This is a genomic window from Oryzomicrobium sp. (assembly GCF_021287045.1).
GTDB lineage: Bacteria > Pseudomonadota > Gammaproteobacteria > Burkholderiales > Rhodocyclaceae > Oryzomicrobium.
In genome coordinates, this window is the sequence record NZ_JAJTBG010000003.1 from 281448 (window position 1) to 305410 (window position 23963).

A 23963-nucleotide genomic window follows, 5' to 3' on the forward strand; every position below is an offset into this window, starting at 1 on the left:
GCGCGCCGGTTGCCCGGACGCGCGCCAACTCAACGCAAGCTTGTTGTTCTTTCTACCGGAACGAATCCGTCAGGAAATCATTCCCAGGGTCTTGGGCAGCCACAGGGAGATCCAGGGCACGTAGGTGATCAGCACCAGGAACACCAGCATGGTCAGCAGCCACGGCCAGACGGCCACAGTCAGCTCTGTTATCCCCATCTTGGTGATGCCGGAGGCCACGTACAGGTTCAGGCCCACGGGCGGGTGGCACATGCCAACTTCCATGTTCACCGTGATCAGGATGCCGAAGTGGATCGGATCGATGCCCAGCTTCATCGCCACCGGGAACAGGATCGGCGCCATGATCAGCACGATCGAGGACGGTTCCATCACGTTGCCGGCCAGCAGCAGCAGGACGTTGACCGCCAGCAAGAAGGTGATCTGGCCCAGGCCCTTGTCGAGCAGCCACTCGGCGAGGATCTGCGGGATGTTCTCGTTGGTCATGATGAACGAGAACAGCACGGCGTTGGTGATGATGTAGAGGAGCATCGCCGACATGTTGGCGGAGTCCATCAGCACCTTGGGCACCCGTTTCAGCGGCATGTCGCGGTAGACGAACACAGCAACGAAGAAGGCATACACGGCGGCCATGGCGGCGGCTTCGGTGGGGGTGAACACGCCGGTGTAGATACCGCCCATCACCACCACGATCAGCATCAGGCCCCAGATGGAGTCGCGCAGGGCCTTGCCGCGCTGGCCCCAAGTCGCCTTGGGCATGCGCGGGTAGCCGTTCTTCCACGCACGATACCAAGTGGTGGCGCCAAGGAAGGCGGCCAGCATCAGGCCCGGCACCACGCCGGCCATGAACAGGGCGCCCACCGAGGTGTTGGTGGCCACCGAGTACATCACCATCACGATGGACGGCGGGATCAGGATGCCCAGGGCGCCGGAAGTGGCGATAACGCCAGCACCGAAGCGGTTCGGGAAACCCTGCTTGACCATTGCGGGCAGAAGGATCGAGCCGATCGCCACCACGGTGGCCGGGGACGAACCGGACACGGCGGCGAACAGGGCGCAGGCCAGCACGCCGGCCATGCCCAGACCACCGTGCCAGTGGCCGACCATGGAGGTGGCAAAGTTGATCATCCGCCGCGCCACACCACCGTGGGTGAGGAAGTTACCGGCAAGAATGAAGAACGGGATCGCCATGATCTCGAACTTCTCGATACCGGTGAACAACTTCAGCGCCACCGACTCGATGGGCACGTGGGTCATGGTGAACAGGAAGGTCAGAACGGTCAGACCCAGCGAAATGGAGATCGGCATGCCCGTCAACATCAGGGCGAGCAGCAGGCCGAAAATGATGGCGGCGTTCATTACTTGTCGCCCTCCTTGGTGTGATGGGGATGACGCTTGGCCCACTCTTCGTCGGACAGGCCGGCGTGGCCGTGCTCGCGCTCTTCGCCGAGCTCGAAGGCTTCGCCGACGAGAACGGGCGCGCCTTCTTGCGCGGTTTCCGCGGTTTCCTCTTCCAGACCCTCAACGTGGCCATGGTCGTGGTGCGGCAGCTCGCCGGTCTTCCAGAAGGTGACGAACACCTGCAGGAAGCGATAGCACATCAGGCCGGAACCCAGGGGGATGGCGGAATAGACGATCCAGGTCGGCCACTCCAGGTCGGGCGTGGTCGGGCCTTCGGGCACGTCGCCCACATCCAGACCGAGGAAGGTGAAGATGGCGTGGTGTGCGCCGTTTTCCCAGACGAAGGTGCCGCCCAGGGTGGCCACGATCCCGGTGAACAGGGCGCCGGCACCGAGACCGAACAGGACGAAACGACCCCGGTTCTTCTCGGACAGCTGGTTGATCAGCACGTCGACACCCACGTGGATGCCGGTGCGCACACCGTAGGCGGCGCCGAACTTGGCCATCCACACGAACATGATGATGCACAGTTCCTGGGCCCAGCCGAAGTTGAGGGAGAGCAACCAGTCCTGCAGGCCGGGGATGTCCATGCCCGAAGCGTAGCGGTGCATCACCGCCACGAAAATGATGAGGGTCGCCGCTCCCATCAGGAAGGTGATGATCAGCTCTTCCAGATGGTTAAGTAGTTTATTCATAAGCACACTCCTCCTGCCCGCGCCCGGCCTGCGTTGGGCCGCCGCGGCGGAGATCACCGGATCGGTTGTTATGCTGCACGCGGGCTACCCGCACTCTCTCGAGCCGGGTAGCCGCGTCTGCAACTCTGTCGGGGGCCGCGTTGCACGGCCCGGTTGCTGCTTAGTTGGCGGTGAAGCCGGTTTCCTTGTACACCGCTTCGATCGTTTCCTTACCGATGCGGCCTTCCATCTTGTGGTGGACCGGGGTCAGGGCCTTCTTGAAGGCATCGCGCTCGGCCTTGGTGGGAACGTAGACCTGGGTCTTGCCGGACTTCTTCACGGCTTCCAGGGCCTGGTCGTTCTCTTCCTTGGCGATCTTGTTGGCGTACTGGGTCGCATCCTTCATCGCAACTTCCAGCTGGCCGCGCACGTCGGCGGGCAGGCCGTCCCAGAACTTCTTGTTCACGATCACCGCGTAGCCCAGGTAACCATGCTCGGTCATGGTCAGGTACTTCTGCACTTCGTGCATCTTCTGGGTGTACAGGTTGGAGATCGGGTTCTCGGTGCCGTCGACCACGCCGGTCTGCAGGGCCTGGTAGACCTCGGAGAAGGCCATCACCTGGGGCAGGGCGCCCAGGGAGCGCATCTGCTCTTCGAGGACCTTGGAGGACTGGATGCGCATCTTCTTGCCGCGCAGGTCGGCCGGGGCCTTGATCGGGGTGTTGGCGGAGAAGGACTTGAAGCCGTTGTCCCAGTAAGCCAGACCCTTGATGCCCTTGGGCTCGAGCTTGGCGAACAGCATCTGGCCCACGGGACCGTAGGTCACCTTATGCAGCTCTTCGTAGTTGTCGAAGATGTAGGGCAGATCGAAAAGTTCGAATTCCTTCACGCCGATCGGGCCGAACTTGGCCAGGGACGGAGCGAGCATCTGCACGGCGCCCAGTTGCAGGGCTTCCATCTCTTCCTTGTCCTTGTAGAGCTGGCTGTTGGCATAGACCTCGACCTTCACCTTGCCCTTGGTCAGCTCATTGGCACGCTTGGCGAAGAACTCGGCGGCCTTGCCCTTCGGGGTGTCGGTAGCCACCACGTGGCTGAACTTGATGACGATCGGGGTTTGGGCGGCAGCCACCAGGGGCAGCGCGCAGACCAGCAGGCCGGTCAGCAACTTCGAAATCTTCATATTTTCTCCTCCAGAAAGTAGTTGCTCATTATGGAATCAACTCCGAGGCGGAGTATTGCCAAAGGGGGGGCCGGGTTCTACTGTGGATTTCCACATAGCCCCGGCCCCATTATATGGCCGTCATATAAACAAGACGGCTCACGCCTGCTGGCGCGGCGGCATCAGGGCCGGTTCGCCTTCGGCCCGCTCCTGGGCGTCCATCAGGGCCGCCTCGTCCGGATCGACGTCAATATCGCCGTCCAGCACGCGTTTCATACGCTTTTCGTCCAGGGAACTCTCCCAACGGGACACCACCACGGTGGCCACGCCGTTGCCGATCAGGTTGGTGATGGCGCGGGCCTCGGACATGAAGCGGTCCACGCCGAGCAGCAGGGCCAGGCCTTCCACCGGCAGCTTGCCGCCCAGGGACGCCAGGGTGGCCGCCAAGGTGATGAAGCCGCCGCCGGTGACCGCCGCCGCACCCTTGGAGGTCAGCAGCAGCACCGCCAGGATGCTCAGTTCTTCCCACAGGCTCAGATCCACATTGGTGGCCTGGGCGATGAAGATCGCCGCCATGGTCAGGTAGATCGAGGTGCCGTCCAGGTTGAACGAGTAGCCGGTGGGGATCACCATGCCGACCACCGACTTGCGGCAGCCCAGGTTCTCCATCTTGGTCATCATGCGCGGCAGGGCCGACTCCGAGGAGGAGGTGCCGAGCACGATCAGGATTTCCTCCTTGATGTACTTGAGGAACTTCCAGATGCTGAAGCCGTTGTAGCGGGCGATGGCGCCCAGCACGATGAAGACGAACAGGAAACAGGTGATGTAAACGTTCGCCATCAGGAAGCCCAACTGCTTCAGGGAGCCGATGCCGTACTTGCCCACGGTGAAGGCCATGGCGCCGAAAGCGCCGATGGGGGCGAAATGCATGATCAGGCCGATGGCACCGAACAGGGTGTGGGAAAACTGGTCGAGAACCTTGACCAGGGGCTCGACCCGGTTGCCCAGGCGGGCAAGAGCCAGGCCGAACAGCACCGAGAAGAGCAGCACCTGGAGGATTTCACCCTTGGCGAAGGCATCCACCACCGTGTTGGGAATGATGTTGAGCAGGAACTCGACGGTGCTCTGGTGCTTGGCGGCCTCGGCGTAAGCGGCGATGCCCTTGGTATCCAGGTGGGCCGGGTCCACGTTCATGCCGGCGCCGGGCTTGAGCAGGTTGACCACCACCAGGCCGATGGCCAGGGCCACGGTGGTCACCACTTCGAAGTAGACCAGGGCCTTCAGGCCAACCCGTCCTACTTCCTTCATGTCGCCCATCTTAGCGATGCCCACCACCACGGTGGTGAAGATGATCGGCGCGATCATCATCTTGATCAGCTTGATGAAGCCGTCACCCAGCGGCTTCATGGTCGCCCCGACGTCGGGGTAGAAGGTACCCAGGGAAACACCGATGGCGATGGCCACGATGACCTGGAAGTAAAGGCTCTTATAGATGGGTTTGGAATGGTGGGTTTCGGGAACCATGGCGACCTCCCGCACTGTCAAGATGACAAAACGCCGCCGCTTCCCTGCCCGTTGCCGTCGTGCGGGACGGCGGGCTCGACACCCGAAAGCCGCAGCAATACGGGGGCGTATTGTGTTTCACCCGTATGACCCCAACCATTGTGGTCAACCGCAGCGCCCCCTTAGCGCCTCGGGCAGCGGGCCGGCGCAATCGTTCAAGACAAATCCGCCCGGGGTAGGCGAAGCGCCCTAAAATTGCCGGATCATGAGCGAATACGACTCCGCCTCCGCGCCCCCGGCCGCCCACCAGGCGCCCCCGCCCCCCTCCCCCTGGGCAGGCACCTACCTGCTGATGCCCAAGCTGGCCATGGGCCTCCTGGTTGTCTCCCTGATCAGCCTGCTGTGGATCCAGCACCGCAACGAGGTGGACGAGCAGCGCGCCACCCTGATCAAGGACATCCTGTGGATGGAGCAGAACCTGCGCTTCCATCTTTCCGGAGTGGAAGACCAGCTTTCCCAGCTCAGCCTGGACCTGTCCCAGGACACCGCCCCCGACACCACCTTCCAGGTACGGGCCCGGCACATGGTCAAGAACAACCTGGAACTGGAACAGGTGCTGTGGCTCGACGCCAACGGCCGGCCCAAGGCCGCCGTACCCACCGCCACCACCGGCCGGCAGATCCTGGAGCCCTTCGGCGACACCAGCGTCGATTCCGCGGTGGCCTACGCTTTCGACGCGGCGCGAAAACTGGGCAAGCCGGTCTATGGCCAGCCCTATTCCGTCCCCCTGCGCGGCACCGAGATCGAGCTTTACGTGCCGGTGTTCCGCGACAGCCATGTAAGCGGCATGCTGGTGGGGGTCTTCTCCCTGAACAGCCTGCTCAGTTCGGCGGTGCCCTGGTGGTTCGCCGAGAAATACCAGTTCCATATCCTCGACAGCAACGGCGCCGTGCTCGCGGCCAAGTCCAACATCGTCGGCGACCTGGGCCTGGACTACCGCATCCCCTTCGACCCGCCCGGCCAAGGCCTGGTGCTCGAAGCCGCCACCTACAGCAGCCCGGGCAACATGGCCCAGCGGGTGCTGGCGGCGGTGATCGTGGTGCTGGCCGCCGCCGTTTCCTGGAGCCTATGGGCGATCCGCGGCCACATCCTGCGCCGCCTCGAAGCCGAGCAGGCCCTGCGCGAGGAGCACGCCTTCCGCAAGGCCATGGAAGACTCCATGGTGGTCGGCATGCGCGCCCGGGACATGGAGGGCCGCATCATCTACGTGAACCCGGCCTTCTGCCGCATGAGCGGCTATTCCCCCGACGAACTGATCGGCACCCGCCCCCCCATGCCCTACTGGGACCCGGAGCACATGGACATGCACGAGTTCCAGAGCACCCGGGTGCTCACCGGAAAATCGCCCCAGGAAGGTTTCGAATCGCGCATCCGCCACAAGGACGGCCACATGGTGCACACCATGGTCTACGCCACACCGCTGATCGACGCCTCGGGCAAGCAGCGCGGCTGGATCAGTTCGGTGTTCGACATCACCGAGCGGAAGCGCATCGAGGCCCTGCAACGCCAGCAGCAGGAAAAGCTGGAACAGACCGCCCGGCTGGTGACCATGGGGGAAATGGCCTCCACCATGGCCCACGAACTCAACCAGCCCCTGTCCGCCATCGCCAGCTACGCCGCCGGCTGCGCCAACATGCTGCGCAGCGAGGAGCGCGCCCCCGACCGGCAGGCCCTGCTGGGGGTGATCGAAAAGCTGTCCGCCCAGGCCCAACGCGCCGGCCGGGTGATCCGCCGCATCTACGACTTCGTGCGCAAAAGCGCTCCCCAGCAGGAAGCGGTGCGACTCGACGAGGTGGCCGAGGAAGCCGTGGGCTTTCTCGAAGGCGAGGCCAAGAAGCGCGGCGTCACCCTGGGCCTGGCCCTGCCCCCGGGCCTGCCCGCCGTAGAGGGGGACCGCCTGCTGCTCGGCCAGGTGATGATCAACCTGCTGCGCAACGCGGTGGAGGCCGTCTCCGACCAGCCCCTGCACCGGCGCCGGGTGCAGGTGGTCGCCCGGGTCCGGGACGACCAGGTCGAGGTGCGGGTCGAGGACACCGGACCGGGCATCCCGACCGAACAGTCGGACAGCCTGTTCACCCCCTTCTACACCACCAAGGCGGAAGGCATGGGCATGGGCCTGCCCATCTGCCGCTCGATCATCGAATCCCACCACGGCAACCTGCGCTTCGAGCCGCGGGACGGCGGCGGCAGCGTTTTCGCCTTCCGCCTGCCCCGGGAGGGCGCTACCATGGCGCCTGACGCGCCGCCCCCGGCCCCAAATGCCCAGGCGGCGCCCGCCGTGCAAACGCTGCAAACCGCACAATCCACACAACCCGCCCCGCGCGATCAAACCCATCACGCCGCACCATGAACGGAACCGTCCACATCGTCGACGACGACGAAGCCATCCGCGACGCCCTCGGCTGGCTGCTGCAATCCCGCGGGCTGGCCTGGCAAGGCTACGACTCGGCCGAAGCCTTCCGCCAAGCCGTGGACGACGCCCGGGCCGGCTGTCTGGTGCTGGACATCCGCATGGGCGGCATGAGCGGCCTGGAACTGTTCCACCAGCTGTCCGAAGAAGGCTTTCTACTGCCGGTGATCTTTCTCACCGGCCACGGCGACGTGCCCATGGCGGTGGGCGCCCTCAAGAAGGGAGCCTTCGATTTCTTCGAAAAACCCTTCAACGACAACGACCTGGTGAACCGGGTGATCGAGGCTCTGGAAAAGGACGCGGGGCGCCGCTCCCAGGAGACCGCCTCGGATTCGGTGCGGCAGCGGCTGGAAACCCTGACGCCCCGCGAGCGGCAGATCATGGACCTGATCCTGGCTGGCAAATACAACAAAGTGATCGCCGACGAACTGTCGATCAGCATGCGCACGGTGGAAGTGCATCGGGCCAACCTGCTCGACAAGATGGGCGTGCGCACCGCCGTGGAACTGGCCCGGCTGTTGCAACCCAAGGGCTGACGCGCCACCGGCCCTTGGCGGCTTGATGGGTAACGCCGCGGGCATCAGTACCGCCCCGCCAACGCTGCCCTACTCCCTTCCCTCGTCCTCGCTGCCCGGCGGCGGCACCCAGCAGGGCAGCACCCCGGCCTCCCCCGGTGCGGCCCGGCTGTCGCCGTCCACGCCGACGCCGGCCAGCCAGAGCAGGCGCCCGCCGGCCTCTAGGGCCGGCAGCCAGGCCCGGCGCCAGGGCGGGATTCCCGCCTCCTGGAACAGCCGCTGGGCATCGCGGCGATGCCGCCCCGGCGCCGGCCGCAGCACATCCCGGGAACGGCGCACGCGCAATTCAGCACCGTCTGCCAGCAGATCGGCGCGAATCCTCGCGCCCTCGCCATCCTCACTACGGGCAAGCAGCACCTTGCCGTCGCCGAAAGTCATGATGTCCTCGCCGTTCCAGCGACAGGGCAATGGCGCCACATCCCGGGGCAGGCGTTCGACGAACAGTTCGCCCCGCCACGCCGCCACCTGGTAGTTCCCCACCCCGATGCGCGGCGCATCTCCCTGCCCGGCCAGGAACTGGCGCTCCATCTCCGCCAGCACCGCCTCTTCCGGCATGGGCGCGCCGGCGCGGCGCAGCCAGTAGCGCAACAGGTTGCGCCGACGCGGCGGCGACAAGGCGGCCAGCCCGGCCAGGGCCAGCCGCCCCGAGGGCGCCCGGGCCAGGGCGGCATCCTCGGCGGCCTGCTCGTCGAGCAGCGCCGCCGCCTCGGCAAAATGGCCGGCGGCCCGGGCCAGGACGGCACCGGCTTTGGGAAAGCGGGATTCCAGCCGGGGCAGGATGTCGTGGCGCAAAAAGTTGCGGGCGTGGCCCGTATCGGTATTGCTCGGATCGTCCACCCAACCGCCGCCCTGGCCTTCCAGCCAACGCTGGAGGCGTTCCCGGGGCTCTTGGAGCAGCGGCCGCAGCAAGAGGAGCGGCGGCCGTTCCGTCTCGCCCATCCGCGGCATGGTCCGCGCCGCGGCCATGGCGGCGGCGCCATTCACGCCGCTGCCGCGCAGCAGGCGGAACAGCAAGGTCTCGGCCTGGTCGTCCTGATGGTGGGCCAGGGCCACGGCATCGGCGCCGCAGTCCAGGAAGGCACCGTAGCGCGCCTCCCGGGCTGCCCCTTCCAGACCGGCCGGATGGGCTTTATCCACCCCGACCCGGACCACCGCCAGGGGCACCCCCAGTTCGTCGCACAGGGATTGGCAGAATCCTGCCCAGGCGTCGGCCTGGACGGCCAGGCCGTGGTGGACGTGCAGGGCCGACAGGCGAACGCCCACCAGGCCATGGGCCGAACTGCCGCAGACGGCATGGCAGAGGCGCAGCAAGGCCACGGAATCGCGTCCGCCGGATAGGCCGACGCACAGGTGGGCGGAGGGGGAAAGGTGTTGCCGCAGAAAAGCGGCGAGCCGGCCGGACAGGTCGTCCGGCACCGGCCGGGCGGCCGGGGCTACGGGAGGGAAAGAGACGTCGGCCGGGGCGGCAGCCGTGCGGCCTTCCGCCCCGGTGGAGCCCGCCGGATCAGCGGGGGTCTTCTTCCTTGAAGCGGCCATAGGCCATCAGACGCTCGAAGCGGGTTTCCAGCAGTTCGGCGGTAGACATCCCGGACACCTGCTTCAGGGCGTCCTGGAGGGACTTCTTGAGGGACTGGGCCATGGCCGCGTGGTCCCGGTGGGCGCCGCCGGTGGGCTCGTGGACCACCTTGTCCACCAGCCCCAGGGTCTTCAGGCGGGCCGCAGTAATGCCCATGGTCTCGGCGGCCTCGTTGGCCTTTTCGGCGCTCTTCCACAGGATCGAGGCGCAGCCTTCGGGGGAGATCACCGAGTAGGTCGAGTATTGCAGCATCTGCACCACGTCGCCCACGGCGATGGCCAGGGCACCGCCGGAACCGCCTTCGCCGATGATGGTGACGATGATCGGCGTCTTCAGCTCGGCCATCACATAGAGATTACGGCCGATGGCCTCGGACTGACCCCGTTCCTCGGCGTCGATGCCGGGATAGGCGCCCGGGGTGTCCACGAAGGTGAACACGGGAATCTGGAACTTCTCGGCCAGCTTCATCAGGCGCTCGGCCTTGCGGTAGCCCTCGGGGCGCGGCATGCCGAAGTTGCGGAAGATCTTTTCCTTGGTGTCGCGGCCCTTCTGGTGGCCGATCACCATGCAGGGCTGGCCGTTGAAACGGGCCAGGCCGCCAACGATGGCCTTGTCGTCGGCGAAGCTGCGATCGCCGTGCAGTTCTTCAAAATCGGTGAAGATGCGCGAGACGTAGTCGAGGGTGTAGGGACGTTGCGGATGGCGCGCCACCTGGGCGGTCTGCCAGGAGGAAAGCTTGGCGTAGATGTCCTTGGTGAGCGTCTGGCTCTTCTTGGACAGACGCTCGATCTCTTCCGAGATGTCCACCGCCGAGTCTTCCTGCACGAAGCGCAGTTCCTCGATCTTGTTCTCCAGTTCGGCGATGGGTTGTTCGAATTCTAGAAAGCTGGTTTTCATCAGCAGCAGACGCCTCTTTGAGGGGGCCGTACTTGTAAGGGGCGCCCATTTTACCCGAATCGGCGCGCCACCCCCGCCTTTCCGCGCCAGCCCCGTCAGGCGGCGCGTTGCAAGGCCAGGCGCAGATAGGCCAGGCCGAGCCACAGGGCGAACAGGACGAAGAAGGTGAACACGGCCACCGCCCTGGGCCCGAAGGCGGCCGGCAGCAGCCGCCGCACCGTTCCGGTGGCGGGGGCGGTAACGATGCAAAAGGCCCGGTAGATGGGATTGCCGTCGCGCCGGCCACCGGCCAGCAGCCCCAGGATGCCCTGGCCGAGCAGGCACATTCCCGCCACTTCGACCAAGGCCCGCATCATGCCGATCAGGATCACCGCGCCGTCCGCCATCGCCGTCTCCGGGGCGTAGTACCCCGGCTTGCTCCCTGTGCCCATGCGTTATTGCGCCGCCCCGGCCGGGACGGCTGGGGAGGATTATGCCTGAAGCGGCCATCGCGCCCGGCGGCTGGACGCAGCGGGTCGCGCCGGGCTGCCGCTCCTTGGCGCTCAGGCAAGCATGTCGGGCGGCAGTAAATCGCTCCCCTCTTCGCCCCGGGGGGTGCGCACGGCGATCGCATACTTCTCCAGCAGGCGGTAGAGGGTGACCCGGGAGACGTCCAGATCCCGGGCGCTGCGGGTCAGGTTGTAGGCGTTGCGGCGCAGGGCGGCCCGAATGGCGGCCTCCTCGGCCTGCTGCCGGGCCGCGTCCAGGGTGAGTACGGTCTTTTCCACCAGTTCGCCCCCCAGTCCCAGGTCGTCCGGGCGTATCAGGCGGCCCTCGCACATCACCACGGCACGGCGCACCCGGTTGATCAGTTCCCGCACATTGCCCGGCCAGTCGTAGCGGTGCATGGCCTCCTGGGCCTCCCGGGAGAAGCCGCGCAGGGTGCCGCGCCGGCTGCCGGAGAATTGGTTGAAGTAGTACTGGCCGAGCAGGCCGATGTCCTCGTCCCGCTCGCGCAGGCTCGGTGTGCGCAGGGCGAGCACGTTCAGGCGGTGGTAGAGGTCCTCGCGGAAACGGCCCTCGGCCACGGCCCGGGTCAGGTCCACGTGGGTGGCGGCAATGACCCGCACATCCACGCTGATGGAGCGGGAGCCCCCGATCCGGTCGATCTGCCGCTCCTGGAGAAAGCGCAGCAGGTGCACCTGCAGTTCCATGGGCAGGTCGCCGATCTCGTCGAGGAACAAGGTGCCCTGGTCGGCGGATTCGATGCGCCCGGCCTTGGCCTGGGTAGCGCCGGTGAAGGCCCCTTTTTCGTAGCCGAACAGTTCGGACTGGATCAGGGAGGCGGGGATGGCGGCGCAGTTGATGGCCACCATGGGACCACCGGCCCGGGGCGAACGCTCGTGGATCGCCCGGGCGGTCAGTTCCTTGCCGGTGCCGCTTTCGCCCAGGATGAGCACGGTGGCGTCGGTGGCGGCTACCTTGCGCAGGCTGCGGAAGAACTGGGTCATGACCGGGCTACAGCCGACCATTTCCTCTTCGTTGCCCGCACCGCCCGTTGCCGCATCGCCGGAAGGGGAGCGCAACTGGGCCATGCCATAGGTATGACCCAGGGTATTCAGCATCCGTGGCAGGTCCACGGGCAGGGTGTGAAAGTCCGTGAACAGGTCGGCGATCATTTCCCGCACCGGCGGCGACTGGACATTATCCCGGTGCAGCAGGGCGATCCATTCCATGTTGCGTCGATGCAGCAGGTCCTGATAGCGCCCGGCCTGCTTCAACGTATCCTCGCCTTTATCGAAATGAAATACGCCAATATCAAAATCGCGCCGCCGCAATAACTGCCGGGCTTCTTCCGGCGACGAAGCCGGACATGGCAACCAGCCCGCATGTTCCAGGGCCGGGAAATTCCGCATGCATGGCGACGATGGGTTCAAATAAAGCAACTGCCGCGGTTGTTGTTCTACTTCCACAACACACCCCTTTCACTGCTCCGCCACGACGACCCGACGGAATAAATTCTTATTGCATATTAAGAAACAGGAATCAGGCGCTTACAAGATAGCGCATTTTCCCTGAGCTGCAATACCTTACGAATACTGCCCTTCGACCGCATTGCAGGCAAAGGAAGTTCCCTCCCCTCGCGATTATCGATAGCAAAAAAGGAAAAAATCGACACCTTCATTCAAGGCATCGCAAACAATTTGCATCACGCCAAGATCGTTAAATAAATGAAACGTTTCACCAGAGAAACAAAACCGGCTCTTCACAAAGCCAATTACAAAAACACACCAACCTTGTGAAAAAATTAGGCTTTTACAAAATCAAAATTTTTCACGCCAGATAATCAACAGAAAAACAAAGCAAAAAAAATCAAAAGCATCAATGAGTTATACCCAATACCCGATGCTTAAAACATAACCCAGAGCACGAACGCCACTGCTCCTTTGGGCTTACAGATCCCCCCTTCCTGCCCTTGGGAAAATCCAAAAAAAACACAAAAACCAATAAAAACAAACAGTTAAAAAGCTGGCACGCTCTCTGCTGATTGGGGCCATCCCTCCGCAATTCGCAGTTCAGGCGAAGCGGGGTTTCCCGAGCAAGGATGCAGAGAGCGCCATGAAGACCTCGTCAAACACCACCCTGAAGCTGCTGTGCGCAGGCATTGCATCCGCCATGGCGCTATGCCTGGTGCCGGCTTGGGGTGACGAGACGCCACAGGAACAGGCGGCTGCCAGCAGCGCCCCCGTAGCGTCCAGCCTCGGCGTGGGGCCTTCTTTGCAGTTCCTTGGTGCCGAGCAGGCGCTTGGCGACGACGAGTTGTCCGTCACGACAGGGCGCGGTCTCGAACATGCCCCGCTGCAAGGACAAGAGAAGGTCGGCGTCATCCTCTGGGACGAAGGCAAAACGCCGTGCTGCACACAGGGCGGCGGTGCCCAGGCGGTACAGATGCAAGGTTCGTCGCCCACCGCCGGAGTGGATCAACTGCGCTGGATTCAGCGCTAAGGCGGACCGACGAGGCTGAACGGGGAGATGACCATGCGACTGGGAATAGCGGTAACTCTAGGCAAGACACTCCGCTTGAGACAAGCCCGGCGCCCGAATGCACCGGCCTCGATGGTGCAAAGGTTGGTGGAAAACCTGCTGCCCGCCGCCATCCTTCTTCTGTTGATCGAAGCAGGCGTATTGCCTGGCGTAGCCCGCTCGGAACCTGGCGACATCATTATTCAGCGCAAGGTTCCGGCCCGGGTGGCGGAGCGCGCCCCCCTGACCCCCAGCCCGGACGTCGTATCGGTCAATCCGTCGCCGAACAGGATGATTCAGGGGATGTTGAACGGCAATTCCCCATCCTCCTCTGTGCAGCGTGAATTGGGGGACGGCGAGATCGCCGCCATCGTCACCGGCGCCGTCGGCATCAACCGTTCCAATGCAGGCCGTGGCACCTCCCTGGTCACTCCCGGGGCCCTGGGCAGTACGGGTGTTGGCGGATCGGTCACCGGTGCCGTTCTCCCCGCATCCGGGGGCGGATCGCCTGTGGGTAACGTTGGCGGGATGGTCAATTCCGCCGTGGGTGACGCCATGCGCGGCGCCGGCCTTATCAAGTAGGAGGCAGCCGCCATGTCCACGCCCTCCTCCAAAACGCAACTGATGCAGACGCTGTACACCGCGCTGCTGTGCGGCAGTTGCCTCCTCGCCGCCACTCCCGCTGCGGCCCAGATAGTTCTGTTGCCTGCTCCGGCCGACGGCCTGGTCCGCGATACCAGCGTGATCGGCGAAGGCGCCATGAGCGGCGTCAGCGGCATCAGCAGCGTCAATAGTTCCGCCGGCGATTTCAACCAGCAGGCCAACGTCCGCGCCATCAGCATCAACCCGGGCGGCACGGCCAATGCCCAGAACCAGGTGAGCCAGTTCCAGGGCCCAGAGTTTTCCACCCCGGTGGGCCAGGCGGACGTACAGATCAGGGCAGGTGCCTACACCGGCTCCATGGGAATCATGGGGGTGAATCAGGCGGCAGGCATCGCCAACAGTCAGGTCAATGGCTTGGCCATTGGCATCGGAACACGCGTCGAAGCCGTGGGGGACAGCACGCTGGCCACCATGGCTCCACGGGTGAGCAGTCTGGGCGGCAACACGCCGGGCGCTTCCAGCAACCAGAAGGTCGGGGTCGACGACACCGCCTTCGCGGGTGCACGGGGCATCCTGCAGCTCAACCAGACGGCCGGCACGGGCAACCGTTCGGCCAACACGCTGGGCATCCAGATATCCCGGTAGCCCGGAGTTCTTACGCAGCAACCTCTCTCAAGGAGCGCATCATGAACACTCGCACCAAAATCACGCCCGTTGCCCTGGCGCTGCTTGCCATGGGTGCTTCCAGTGTCTGGGCCGGCGAAGACGGCGGCGGAGATGGCCGTGGTGGCGACCGCCACCATCGCATGCCCCCGCCGCCCCCCCCGACCTACGCCTCCGCCACGGTGAACGACACCCAGAACAACGTAGCCAACGTCGGCGTCAACGACGAGCTGGAAAACAAGGCCAGCCTCAGCGGTGGCTCCCTGTCGGGTGCATCGGGCAACATCGGCGTGAACATCGGCGCCGGCGACAACAACCAGCAGGCCAATGCCGCCGCCCTATCATCGGCCGACGCCTCCTTCGTCTTCGACCATGCCACGGCCAGCGCTACCGCCAGCCAGTACAACGCCAGCAACCTCACCTCCAACGCCGGGGTGACCAACTCGGCGACCCTGGACGGCGGTTCCCTGAGCGGTGCTTCGGGCAACATCGGGGTCAACATCACTGCCGGCAACAACAACCAGCAGAAGAACGACCTGACTGCCTCGGTGGCGAACGCCAAGAACACCAGCGCATCCGTGACTGCCAACCAGAACTCCACCAGCAATACCACCACCAACTCGCCGGTGCGTATCTACCAGACCACCTATGAGACGGTGACACTGCAAGGTGGCATGTTCGGCGGCTATCAGGGCAGCACCGTGTCCTGGGAGCCTAGCAGCGGTCACGGCGACGATCATGGCCGCGGCGGCACGGAGTACGGCTACGAGGCCGGCGACATCGCCCTGGCCGGTTGCTTCACCGCCAACATCCCGGTGCAGACCCTGTCGGTGAACAAGCTGACCACCAACACCGCAACCCTTGGTGGCGGCTCCCTGTCAGGCGCGTCGGGCAACATCGGCGTGAATATCGCTGCCGGCACGGGTAACCAGCAGTTCAACGGCCTGTCCATCGTTGCCGCGACGAAGTAAGACAGTCGTACGCATCTGCCCGGAGCGGAGGGCGGCTCGCCGTCTTCCGCTCCACATGCCCTTTTTGCCGGGAGGATATTCATGTGCCAACGTACTTCGCTTTCGTCGGCAAGCGGTCGTAACGGAATACCCCGTCCCCTTGGGCTGGCAGTTCTGATCGGACTGGCATTCCTCACCCCTGCCGTGGTTTTCGCCGGCAACGTGCCTCTGGCAGGCGTCGTACCGGGAACCGTCATCTCGAAACAGGTGCAGAGTGCCCGGGAGCGCAAGTTCGAAGACGTCGTCGAGCAGAAGACCGATTTCAGTTGCGGCGCTGCGGCACTGGCCACCATCCTCCAGGAGGCCTATCACCGCGACCTCAGTGAAAACCAGGTGGTCCAGGCGATGCTAAAGATCTCAGACCCTGCCGTTGTCCGCGAGCAGGGTTTTTCGTTGCTGGACGTCAAGCACTACCTGGAAACCCTGGGCATGCGCGGCCGGGGCTACCGGGTCCCTCCCGAAGTCCTCAAGGAGGTGAAGGTGCCGGCGATCGTGCTGCTCAACTACAAGGGATACAAGCATTTCGTAGTGTTGCGCCGTGCCACGGATGAACAGGTGTACCTGGGCGACCCCGCCCTGGGCAACCGGGTGATGCCCCTCGACGAGTTCGCCAAGGGGTGGAACGGAGTGATCTTTGCCGTGATCGGCAACGATTACGACCAAGGCAATGCCCTCCCCCACCCCCGGGAGGCCCTGACGGTCTGGACGTCGATGAACCGCTTCACTCCGGTTCCGGAGCCATCCCTGCGGGACTTCGGTTTCATCCGTGCCGACTTTTTCTAAAGGACATGCCCAGCATGTCCGGGAGGTTTTCATGATCCACGCGAACTCCCCCACGCCCCGGCGAAAGCTGGCTGTATTGGCGCTCGCCCTGACCAGCTTGACCCCTGGTCTGGCCCATCCGATGACGACCACCGATCTGATGGCCAGCGAGGTCAGCGACGATGATCTGGCCAGCATGCGCGGCCGCTACATCGCGCCGAACCAGATTCTCAGTTTCGGCGTGCAGATGAGCACCACCTGGCAAACTCCCGGGGGCGGCATCGTCTCCACCGTGACCTTCCAGGTGAATCCCCAGTTCCAGCCGACCATCACCATCGACACCACGCCCCAGGGCGCCTCATCGCCCCAACCCCAGACCGCCACATCCCCGGCATCCACGTCCGTCGTCACAGCGGGCGGTATCGGCAACGTTGCAGGCGTCACCCAGACCATCCAGACCGCCGGCAACAGCAATGACGTGGCCAACAACATTCAGTTGAACCTGACGAGTTCATCGCAACCCACCTCGCCTGGCGCCGGCAGCAACACCATCGTCATCACCGGCCCCGGTACCTATACCCAGACCCAGGGCAATACCAAAACGACGGTAGTGCTGGATAGCAATGGTCTGGCACTCAACCTCTCCATGCCCGGCGAGGGTTCGACCCTGCAACAGGTGGGCAGCCAAGGGCTGCGTCAGAGCGTCCAGATAATCAGCGATTTAAACCTGGTGCGTAATTCCATGGTTGCCATCGCCCAACTCAAGACACCTATGCTGGGAACCGAAACCCTTGGGCGAACCCTAAACTCCCTACAGGGGCTATCCAAGACGGGCGGATGGTATTAATTCTCAACAATGCGGGCCTCACAAATGAGGCCCTTTTTTTGCCATTCACCATGTTAATTGCATGGAAAAATGGCAATTTGGTTTTAACATTGGCTACATGTTACTGACTGCTGGCCAGATAGTTCTTTAGCGCTTTTGCAGGGTTTTTCCACTTAACAGGGGATGGAAAATGAATCACCCGAAAAAAGTAGTGCTTGCCGTATTAATCGCCTCCGCATTTTCAACCACTGCATTTCCGGCATTTGCCGAAAGTGACGACATCGTCCAATTGAAGCGTCAGTTGCGCGAATTGACCGAGCGCTACGAGTCCCAGCGGGTCGCCACCGAACAGCTTGAGGTCCGCATACGACGCCAGGAAGCCCTCCTGGCCGCCTACACCAACGGCAATGCCCAGCTGGCCCAGGCCGATGCGCCGGCCCGGGGCCGCTTCTTCCGCACCGCCGACGGCGCGGCGGGCGATGCCGGCGCAGCCGGAGCCAGCGGCAACGCCGAAAGCACCTCGCCCGGCAGCGGCGGCGACACCCTCAAGGCGCCTCCGCCGTCACGCAGCGCCCAGGCGGTCTACCAGGAACAGGCCGGCGGCGTGTTCGGCCAGCCACGGCGCTGGACCTTCGAAACGGGGCTGACCTACACCCACTACGATTCGCGCCAGCTGCTGCTCAACGGCTTCCTGGCCCTCGACACCATTTTCCTCGGCAACATCAACGTCAACCGTATCCAGGCCGACATGCTGACCCTGGACCTGACCACCCGCTACGCCATTTCCGACCGGGCCCAGGTGGACTTCAACGCCCCCTTCCTCTACCGCCGCAGCAACTTCCAGTCCGGCGGCGCCGGCGGCGCGGCCGGCGCCCTGTCCGAGGCCACCGTCACCCAGTCGCCGCGGCTGGGCGACGTGAACATGGGCTTCTACTACAAGCTGCTGGCCGAAACCAAGGACAACCCGGACGTGGTGTGGAACGTCCGCCTCAAGGCTCCCACCGGCAGCAACCCCTACGGTGTGAAGATCGTCACCGACAGCGGCAACAACAACCTTCAGTACCCCTCCAAGCTGCCCTCGGGCAACGGGGTGTGGACCCTGTCGAGCGGCTTCTCCTTCATCAAGACGGTGGACCCGGCGATTCTCTTCGCCAACGTGGCCTACTACCACAATTTCAAGCGCTCTTTCGGCGACATCAGCTCCACCGAGGGCACGGTCACCCCGGGCAGCGTCAAACTGGGCGACGTATTCCAGTGGGGCGTGGGCACTGCCTTCGCCCTCAACGAGCGCAGCAGCCTGAGCCTGGGCTTCACCCAGGCCATCTCCCAGCGCAGCAGTCTCCAGCCCGACGGCCAGTCGGCCCAGACCATCGTCGGCAGCAACGCCAACGCGGCGACCTTCAACGTGGGCCTGACCTTCGCCTCCAGCGACCGGACCACCATCATCGGCAACCTGGGCATCGGCCTCACACCGGACGCGCCCAACTTCACCATCGGCCTGAAGATTCCCTACACCTTCTGATCGGCCGGCACGCCATGAAAAAACCCGCCTTACGGCGGGTTTTTTCATGCTGGGCGATGGCCCCGTAGCCAAGCCTTGCCTGTGCCTCTCAATCGTCGCCCTCATCCACCCCGTACTGCTTGTCCAGCCGCTTCATGTAGCGGGCGTAGAACCAGATGATCAGCACATAGACGATCAGGCTGCCCTGGGCGGCCATGTAGAAGCCCAGGGGAAAGCCGGCGAAAACGACATCGTTGAGCTCCCGGGCGTAGTAGCTGGTGACGAAGGTGACGAGGAACCACAGCACCAGCAGCAGGGCCGTCACGGTCAGGTTGCGGCGCCAGTATTCCTGAAGCTTTGGAGTCACTTTCACGGCCGGCACCTCGATGCACGGGAACGGGTATGGAAAAGGCGCATCGTCAAAAGCCCTCCCGCTCCAGGCGCGGGTAGCGGATGCGGGTCACCACGTTCTGGGTTGCGGGCGGTGGCGGCGGGGTCAGCAGGCTCACCACCACGATGGTGATGAAGCCCAGGGGCACCCCCCAGACGCCGGCGGCGGTGGAATCGATGCCGAACCAGGGCTCCATGGCGATGCCGTGCAGCCCCAGCCAGGGAATGCTGTCGAACTGGACCCGCACCATGTAGTAGAGCGTCACCCCCAGCCCCACGAGCATCCCCGCCACTGCCCCGGCCCGGTTGGCGCGGCGCCAGAAGATGCCCATCACCAAGGCCGGGAAGAAGGCCGCCCCGGCGATGGAGAAGGCCCAGGCCACCATGTAGAGGATGGTGGAGGGCCGCTGGGCGGCCAGGGTGGCGGCGCAGATGGCCACCACCAGCAGCAGGGATTTCGATACCACCAGCCGCCACTGGGTCGAGGCCTGGGGACGGAAGATCTTGTAATAGACGTCGTGGGACAGGGCGCTGGTGATCACCAGCAGCAGCCCGTCGGCGGTGGACAGGGCCGCCGCCAGGCCGCCGGCGGCCACCAGGCCGGAGACCACGTAGGGCAGCCCGGCGATTTCCGGAGTGGCGAGCACGATCACGTCCGGATTGAGCGACAGTTCGGCCCATTGCAACAGGCCGTCCCGGTTGATGTCCTCGATGTGCACCAGCCCCACCTTGCCCCAGGCCGCCACCCAGGAGGGCAGCTTGATGATGGGGGTGTTGATCAGGCTGGAGAACACCTCCAACTTGGCATACACCGCGTAGGCCGGCGCCGCGATGTAGAGCATGAGGATGAACAGCAAGGACCAGAACACCGAGTCCCGGGCCTCCTGGACCGTGGGGGTGGTGTAGTAGCGCATCAGCACATGGGGCAAGGCCGCGGTGCCGATCATCAGGCAGAACATGAGGGACAGGAAATTGAGCCTGGCCTGGCCCGGATCGCTGCCCGGCCGCGGCTCGAAGGCATCGGCATGGCGGATCGGCTGGGCGCCCCGGTCCGCCGCCTCGCGCATCTGGGATTCCCATTTCACCCGAGCCTCTTCCGGGCTGCGAGGCAGTTCGCGCCGCTCCTTTTCCACCGCCACGATGTCGCGCAGCAGGGCGTTGTTGGCCTTCATCTCATTGAGCCGGGTGGTCAGCCGGGCCCGTTCCTCCTCCAGGGAATCCGGCAGGCGCACGATGCGCTCGTAGATGGCGTCTGCCCGGGCCCGATAGAGGTCCCGGGCTTCCTTTTCGGCGGGCAGGTCGAAAATCTGCTCCTCCAGCCGGGATACCTGTTGCACCGCCTCGCCGTAGGCCACCGGCGGCACCATGCTGCCGCTCACCTTATAGCCGAGGATGCATACCGGAGTCAGGTAGGCGATGATCAGGATGACGAACTGGGCGACCTGGGTCCAGGTCACCGCCCGCATGCCGCCCAGGAACGAGCAGACCAGGATGCCGGCCAGGCCGACGAACACACCGATCTCGAACTGGAGGCCGACAAAGCGGCTGGTGATCAGCCCCACGCCATAGATCTGGGCCACCACGTAGACGAACGAGGCCAGGATGGCAGCCACCACCCCCACCAGGCGCGGCAGGGTGCCGCCGTAGCGGGCGGCGAGGAAGTCGGGAATGGTGTACTGGCCGAACTTACGCAGGTAGGGGGCGAGCAGCAGGGCCACCAGCACGTAGCCCCCGGTCCAGCCCATCACGTAGGCCAGGCCCTGGAAGCCCGAGAGGAAGAGCATGCCGGCCAGGCCGATGAACGAGGCGGCGCTCATCCAGTCGGCCCCGGTGGCCATGCCGTTGAAGATGGCCGGCACCCGACGGCCTGCCACGTAGTACTCGGTCACGTCGGAAGTGCGCGACAGGATGCCAATGGTGGCGTAGAGCAGGATGGTAAACAGCAGGAAGGCGTAGCCGATCCAGCGCGGCGGCATGCCCATCTGTTCCAGCCCGGCCAGGGCGAGCACGAACAGGATGAACCCGGCGGTGTAGGCCAGATAGTAGCGGCGCAGCTGGGGCACGAACCCGGCCCCGCCGCGAATCGCTCCGAACCAGCGCATCAATCCTCGGGCCATGGCGTTCCCCGTTCAGGCGCTGCGGCGCAGCCAGCGCCGGGCCTTTTCGATCTCGATGAAGGACTGGGGGCTTTCCGAGCCCCGGCTCGAGGCCTTGGCCATGGCCACTTGCAGCAGCATGGCGGTGGCCAGGGAATCGGACACGGCGTTGTGGCGCTGGATGTTCTCGATGCCGAACACCGCCAGCCAGTGGTCCAGCCCCACGTGCCCGTCGAGCATGTCCTTGTACAGTTCAGGCACCACCCAGGCCAGGTCGATCCAGGCGTGGTCGGTCTTCACCCCCAGGTAGCGCACCATGGCCCGTTCGATCATGGTCTTGTCGAACAGGGCGTGGTAGGCGACCAGGGGCGACTTGCCCACGTAATCCAGGTAGGCCAGCAATGCCTCGGCGGGCTCGACCCCGCCCTGCTGGGCCTGGCCGCCGATGCCGTGGATGAGGATGTTGTCGGTGTCGCTCACCACGTCCTGGCGCAGGATCACCTCGAAGGCATCGGCCGGGTCGATCACACCGTCCACCACCGCCACGGCGCCGATGGAAATGAGCCGGTCCTTGCCCATGTTGAGGCCCGAGGCCTCCACGTCCACCACCACGTAGCGGCTGCGGTAGTGGGACAGGCCCATATCGGCCGCGGGCAGGGCCTGCCAGCGGGCCAGGCGCGCGGCCTGGTCCGGCGGCAGGATCACGGCCGGGGGGCGCTGGAAGAAGCGGGTCAGCCAGTTCATTGCCGCCTCCTCAGAGCTGGTAGTCCAGCTTCAAGCGCTGTTGCAGCTTGCGCGCCTGGCGGAAGGCTTCCTTGAGGATGCGCCGGTCCAGTTCGTGGAGCTTTTCCGGATCGATGCGGTTGTCGCCGGGCCGGCCCCCGTCGGTTTCCAGGTGCTGGTGGCGCAGCCGCAGCAGCTGGATGTAGTTGAAGGCCTCCACCGCCGCCGACACGTCGTCCTGGCTCTGGCCCAGCTTGGTGGCGGTCTGGCGCAGGCGCTGCACGGTGTTGGTGTTGTGCACCCCGGCCGCCAGGGAGTAGATGCGGGCCACGTCGATGAACAGGCGGGCGCCGTACTTCTTCAGGTCAATGGTGCCCGGGTAGTCCGCCTCCAGGTCGGTGACGAAATCCCGGATCTTGCCCAGGGGCGGCACCACCTGGAGGGCGTTGGCCGCCATCATGCGCAGGAAGGCGGGGTTGATCTGGGTCAGGCCGAACAGGGACATGCGCAGCCGGTCGGCCAGGTAGCCCTTGCCGTAGAGGGGGCGGAAGTCGAAGAAGATGGTGGCGTTGAGCAGGGCCACCGGATGGGGCTTGCGCACCCAGTCGAAGAAGCGCTCCTGCCACTCCTCCAGGGTCAGGCACCACTCCGGGTTGCTGGCCATGATGTTGCCCTTGCAGCGCGGGAAGCCGCAGGCGTCCAGGTCGTCGTTCACGTCCCGGGCAAACTCCAGCAGGCGCAGCTGCAACTGCTCCCGGTCCATGGTGTCGGGGCAGATGTAGATGATCCCGTTGTCCTGGTCGGTGCAGAAGGTCTGCTCCTCGCGCCCTTCGGAGCCGAAGGACAGCCAGGCCCATTCGATGCCGTAAAGGTCGTGGCGTGCCAGAGCCAGCTCGATGATGCGCCGGGTCAGGGTATCGTTGAGGGCCGAAATGAACTGGGTCAGTTGCTCGGCGCCGACGCCCTGGGCAAGCATGTTCATGGCCAACTGGGCCACGTCCTCGCTGGCCTGCTTGAGGGTCGCCATGTCCGGCGCCTTCTCGATCGACTGGCGGATTTGGCGCAGGCCCACCCGTTGCAGGGTGAACAGGTCGCGCTCGGAAATCACGCCCTTGAGCCGTCCCTCCTCATCCACCCCGAGCACGTGGCGGATGCCGTGCATGGCCATGGCCAGTGCCGCGTCGTAGGCGGTGGCGGTCTGGCGCAGGGTGTGGGGATGGGGGGTCATCACCTGCTCGATGGCCGTCTCCAGCGCCAGGCCAGGCAGCACCACGCGCTTGAGCAGGTCGCTCTGGGTGAAGATGCCGATGGGCTTGTTCTGCTCGTCCACCACCACCATCGAGCCCAGGTGCTCCTCGGCCATGGCCTCCAGCACCTGGCGCAGGGTAACGCCGGCGCCGACGCTCACCGGCGGGCGCTTGAGCAGGTTGGCCAGGGAGGTGTTGAGGGTCTGCTGCTCCGCCGCCCGCTGGGCGAACTGGACCTGCAACTGCTTGCGCGACTGGTTGAGCAGGGAGGCGATGTACTGGGTGCAGAACAGGTTGAAGACCTGGCTCATGCGCATCAGCGCGAAAAAATCGTCGGCGTCGAGCTGGTAGCAGAAGGTGTCTTCCAGGGCGGCGTAAAGATTGGTGGACGCCCGCTGGGCGGTCACCGCGCCGATGGGGAAGCACTCCCCCACGCCCAGGGTCAGGCTGGAATACTCGGTGACGTTCACCTCACCCACCTGGCTGGCACCGACCTTGCCGCGCTGGATGATGTAGAAGGTCTTGGGAGGGCCGGACTCCGGCGTGAGGATGCGGGTGTCCTTGGCGAAATAGCCGAGCTTGGCCCGCTCGGCGAGAAAGCGCAGGGCGTCGGGCTCCATGCGGTCGAACGGGGAATGCTGGCGCAGTGAATCCGCCGTCGCCTTCACCAGCATCTGGGTCGCGCTGTTGCTCATGGTCTGCTTATTCTCCCTTGTTCCATCCCCAGGCCGCCAGCATCGGGCGGCCGCCGCATGTCAAATGGATCGCCCCATGGCTGCGGCAGAAAAGAATGAGGCCGACGCGTCTGCACGCGCCGGCCCGAATGGCGGTTTATTTGTAATGGTCCGCCCCGATCAGGGCTGCCGGACCCATCCCCCGGGTCCGGC

Annotated in this window: 21 protein-coding genes; 9 read left to right on the forward strand and 12 right to left on the reverse strand. The window is 64.8% G+C overall.

What is annotated here, in order from left to right; genetic code table 11:
* Window positions 1-69: 69 nt before the first annotated feature.
* The 4 genes from LWW89_RS04835 to LWW89_RS04850 all read right to left on the reverse strand — a co-directional run bounded on the left by LWW89_RS04835 (window position 70) and on the right by LWW89_RS04850 (window position 4755).
* Window positions 70-1356, reverse strand: coding sequence for a TRAP transporter large permease subunit (locus LWW89_RS04835; RefSeq protein ID WP_293261926.1), 1287 nt, complete (start codon window positions 1354-1356; stop codon window positions 70-72).
* On the reverse strand, window positions 1356-2093 hold the full coding sequence (locus LWW89_RS04840) for a TRAP transporter small permease (protein WP_293261929.1): 738 nt from the start codon (window positions 2091-2093) through the stop codon (window positions 1356-1358). The genes LWW89_RS04835 and LWW89_RS04840 overlap by 1 nt, the downstream gene beginning before the upstream one ends.
* Before the next feature lie 160 nt (window positions 2094-2253).
* On the reverse strand, window positions 2254-3252 hold the full coding sequence (locus LWW89_RS04845) for a TRAP transporter substrate-binding protein (protein WP_293261932.1): 999 nt from the start codon (window positions 3250-3252) through the stop codon (window positions 2254-2256).
* 138 nt (window positions 3253-3390) lie between these two features.
* Complete coding sequence (locus LWW89_RS04850) at window positions 3391-4755, reverse strand: dicarboxylate/amino acid:cation symporter (protein ID WP_293261935.1); 1365 nt, start codon at window positions 4753-4755, stop codon at window positions 3391-3393.
* Between the two features lie 244 nt (window positions 4756-4999).
* Between LWW89_RS04850 and LWW89_RS04855 the strand changes: the two genes are divergently transcribed.
* Both LWW89_RS04855 and LWW89_RS04860 read left to right on the forward strand, forming a co-directional pair.
* Window positions 5000-7144 carry a PAS domain S-box protein gene (locus LWW89_RS04855; protein WP_293261938.1) on the forward strand — a complete coding sequence of 715 codons (2145 nt, stop codon included), beginning with the start codon at window positions 5000-5002 and terminating at the stop codon, window positions 7142-7144.
* On the forward strand, window positions 7141-7740 hold the full coding sequence (locus LWW89_RS04860) for a response regulator (protein WP_293261941.1): 600 nt from the start codon (window positions 7141-7143) through the stop codon (window positions 7738-7740). Before LWW89_RS04855 ends, LWW89_RS04860 begins: the two co-directional genes overlap by 4 nt.
* Before the next feature lie 69 nt (window positions 7741-7809).
* Here the strand turns inward: LWW89_RS04860 and tilS are convergent, their stop codons facing one another.
* The 4 genes from tilS to LWW89_RS04880 form a co-directional block, all read right to left on the reverse strand.
* Window positions 7810-9315, reverse strand: coding sequence for a tRNA lysidine(34) synthetase TilS (tilS, locus tag LWW89_RS04865; protein WP_293261943.1), 1506 nt, complete (start codon window positions 9313-9315; stop codon window positions 7810-7812).
* Complete coding sequence (locus LWW89_RS04870) at window positions 9284-10252, reverse strand: acetyl-CoA carboxylase carboxyltransferase subunit alpha (protein WP_293261945.1); 969 nt, start codon at window positions 10250-10252, stop codon at window positions 9284-9286. The genes tilS and LWW89_RS04870 overlap by 32 nt, the downstream gene beginning before the upstream one ends.
* A gap of 95 nt (window positions 10253-10347) precedes the next feature.
* Window positions 10348-10683, reverse strand: coding sequence for a hypothetical protein (locus LWW89_RS04875; protein ID WP_293261948.1), 336 nt, complete (start codon window positions 10681-10683; stop codon window positions 10348-10350).
* Between the two features lie 111 nt (window positions 10684-10794).
* A complete protein-coding gene (locus LWW89_RS04880; protein WP_293261951.1) occupies window positions 10795-12204 on the reverse strand; it encodes a sigma-54 dependent transcriptional regulator in 1410 nt (469 codons plus the stop codon).
* Between the two features lie 646 nt (window positions 12205-12850).
* Between LWW89_RS04880 and LWW89_RS04885 the strand changes: the two genes are divergently transcribed.
* From LWW89_RS04885 to LWW89_RS04915, 7 genes are all read left to right on the forward strand, one after another.
* The gene (locus tag LWW89_RS04885; protein ID WP_293261954.1) at window positions 12851-13237 is read left to right on the forward strand and encodes a hypothetical protein; all 387 of its coding nucleotides are present in this window, start codon (window positions 12851-12853) and stop codon (window positions 13235-13237) included.
* Window positions 13238-13363: 126 nt separating this feature from the next.
* Window positions 13364-13837, forward strand: a complete 474-nt coding sequence (locus tag LWW89_RS04890) for a hypothetical protein (protein ID WP_293261957.1) — start codon at window positions 13364-13366, stop codon at window positions 13835-13837.
* A 12-nt stretch (window positions 13838-13849) separates the two neighbouring features.
* Window positions 13850-14503 carry a hypothetical protein gene (locus tag LWW89_RS04895; RefSeq protein WP_293261960.1) on the forward strand — a complete coding sequence of 218 codons (654 nt, stop codon included), beginning with the start codon at window positions 13850-13852 and terminating at the stop codon, window positions 14501-14503.
* A 41-nt stretch (window positions 14504-14544) separates the two neighbouring features.
* Window positions 14545-15492 carry a hypothetical protein gene (locus tag LWW89_RS04900; RefSeq protein ID WP_293261963.1) on the forward strand — a complete coding sequence of 316 codons (948 nt, stop codon included), beginning with the start codon at window positions 14545-14547 and terminating at the stop codon, window positions 15490-15492.
* A 183-nt stretch (window positions 15493-15675) separates the two neighbouring features.
* Window positions 15676-16314 (forward strand): C39 family peptidase, encoded by a 639-nt coding sequence (locus tag LWW89_RS04905; RefSeq protein WP_293261966.1) that lies wholly within the window; start codon window positions 15676-15678, stop codon window positions 16312-16314.
* 31 nt (window positions 16315-16345) lie between these two features.
* A complete protein-coding gene (locus LWW89_RS04910) occupies window positions 16346-17140 on the forward strand; it encodes a hypothetical protein (RefSeq protein ID WP_293261969.1) in 795 nt (264 codons plus the stop codon).
* A 268-nt stretch (window positions 17141-17408) separates the two neighbouring features.
* Window positions 17409-18641 carry a hypothetical protein gene (locus LWW89_RS04915; RefSeq protein ID WP_293261972.1) on the forward strand — a complete coding sequence of 411 codons (1233 nt, stop codon included), beginning with the start codon at window positions 17409-17411 and terminating at the stop codon, window positions 18639-18641.
* Window positions 18642-18729: 88 nt separating this feature from the next.
* Here LWW89_RS04915 and LWW89_RS04920 read toward each other — a convergent pair whose 3' ends face one another.
* From LWW89_RS04920 to LWW89_RS04935, 4 genes are read right to left on the reverse strand one after another with little or no spacing between them, the layout of a single operon-like run.
* Entirely contained in the window at window positions 18730-18993 is a 264-nt protein-coding gene (locus LWW89_RS04920) for a DUF4212 domain-containing protein (RefSeq protein ID WP_293261975.1), read from the reverse strand.
* Window positions 18994-19039: 46 nt separating this feature from the next.
* Complete coding sequence (locus LWW89_RS04925) at window positions 19040-21127, reverse strand: VC_2705 family sodium/solute symporter (RefSeq protein ID WP_293261978.1); 2088 nt, start codon at window positions 21125-21127, stop codon at window positions 19040-19042.
* A 12-nt stretch (window positions 21128-21139) separates the two neighbouring features.
* Window positions 21140-21850 carry a 3'-5' exonuclease gene (locus LWW89_RS04930; RefSeq protein ID WP_293261981.1) on the reverse strand — a complete coding sequence of 237 codons (711 nt, stop codon included), beginning with the start codon at window positions 21848-21850 and terminating at the stop codon, window positions 21140-21142.
* A 10-nt stretch (window positions 21851-21860) separates the two neighbouring features.
* A complete protein-coding gene (locus LWW89_RS04935) occupies window positions 21861-23771 on the reverse strand; it encodes a DUF294 nucleotidyltransferase-like domain-containing protein (RefSeq protein WP_293261984.1) in 1911 nt (636 codons plus the stop codon).
* Window positions 23772-23963 lie beyond the last annotated feature (192 nt).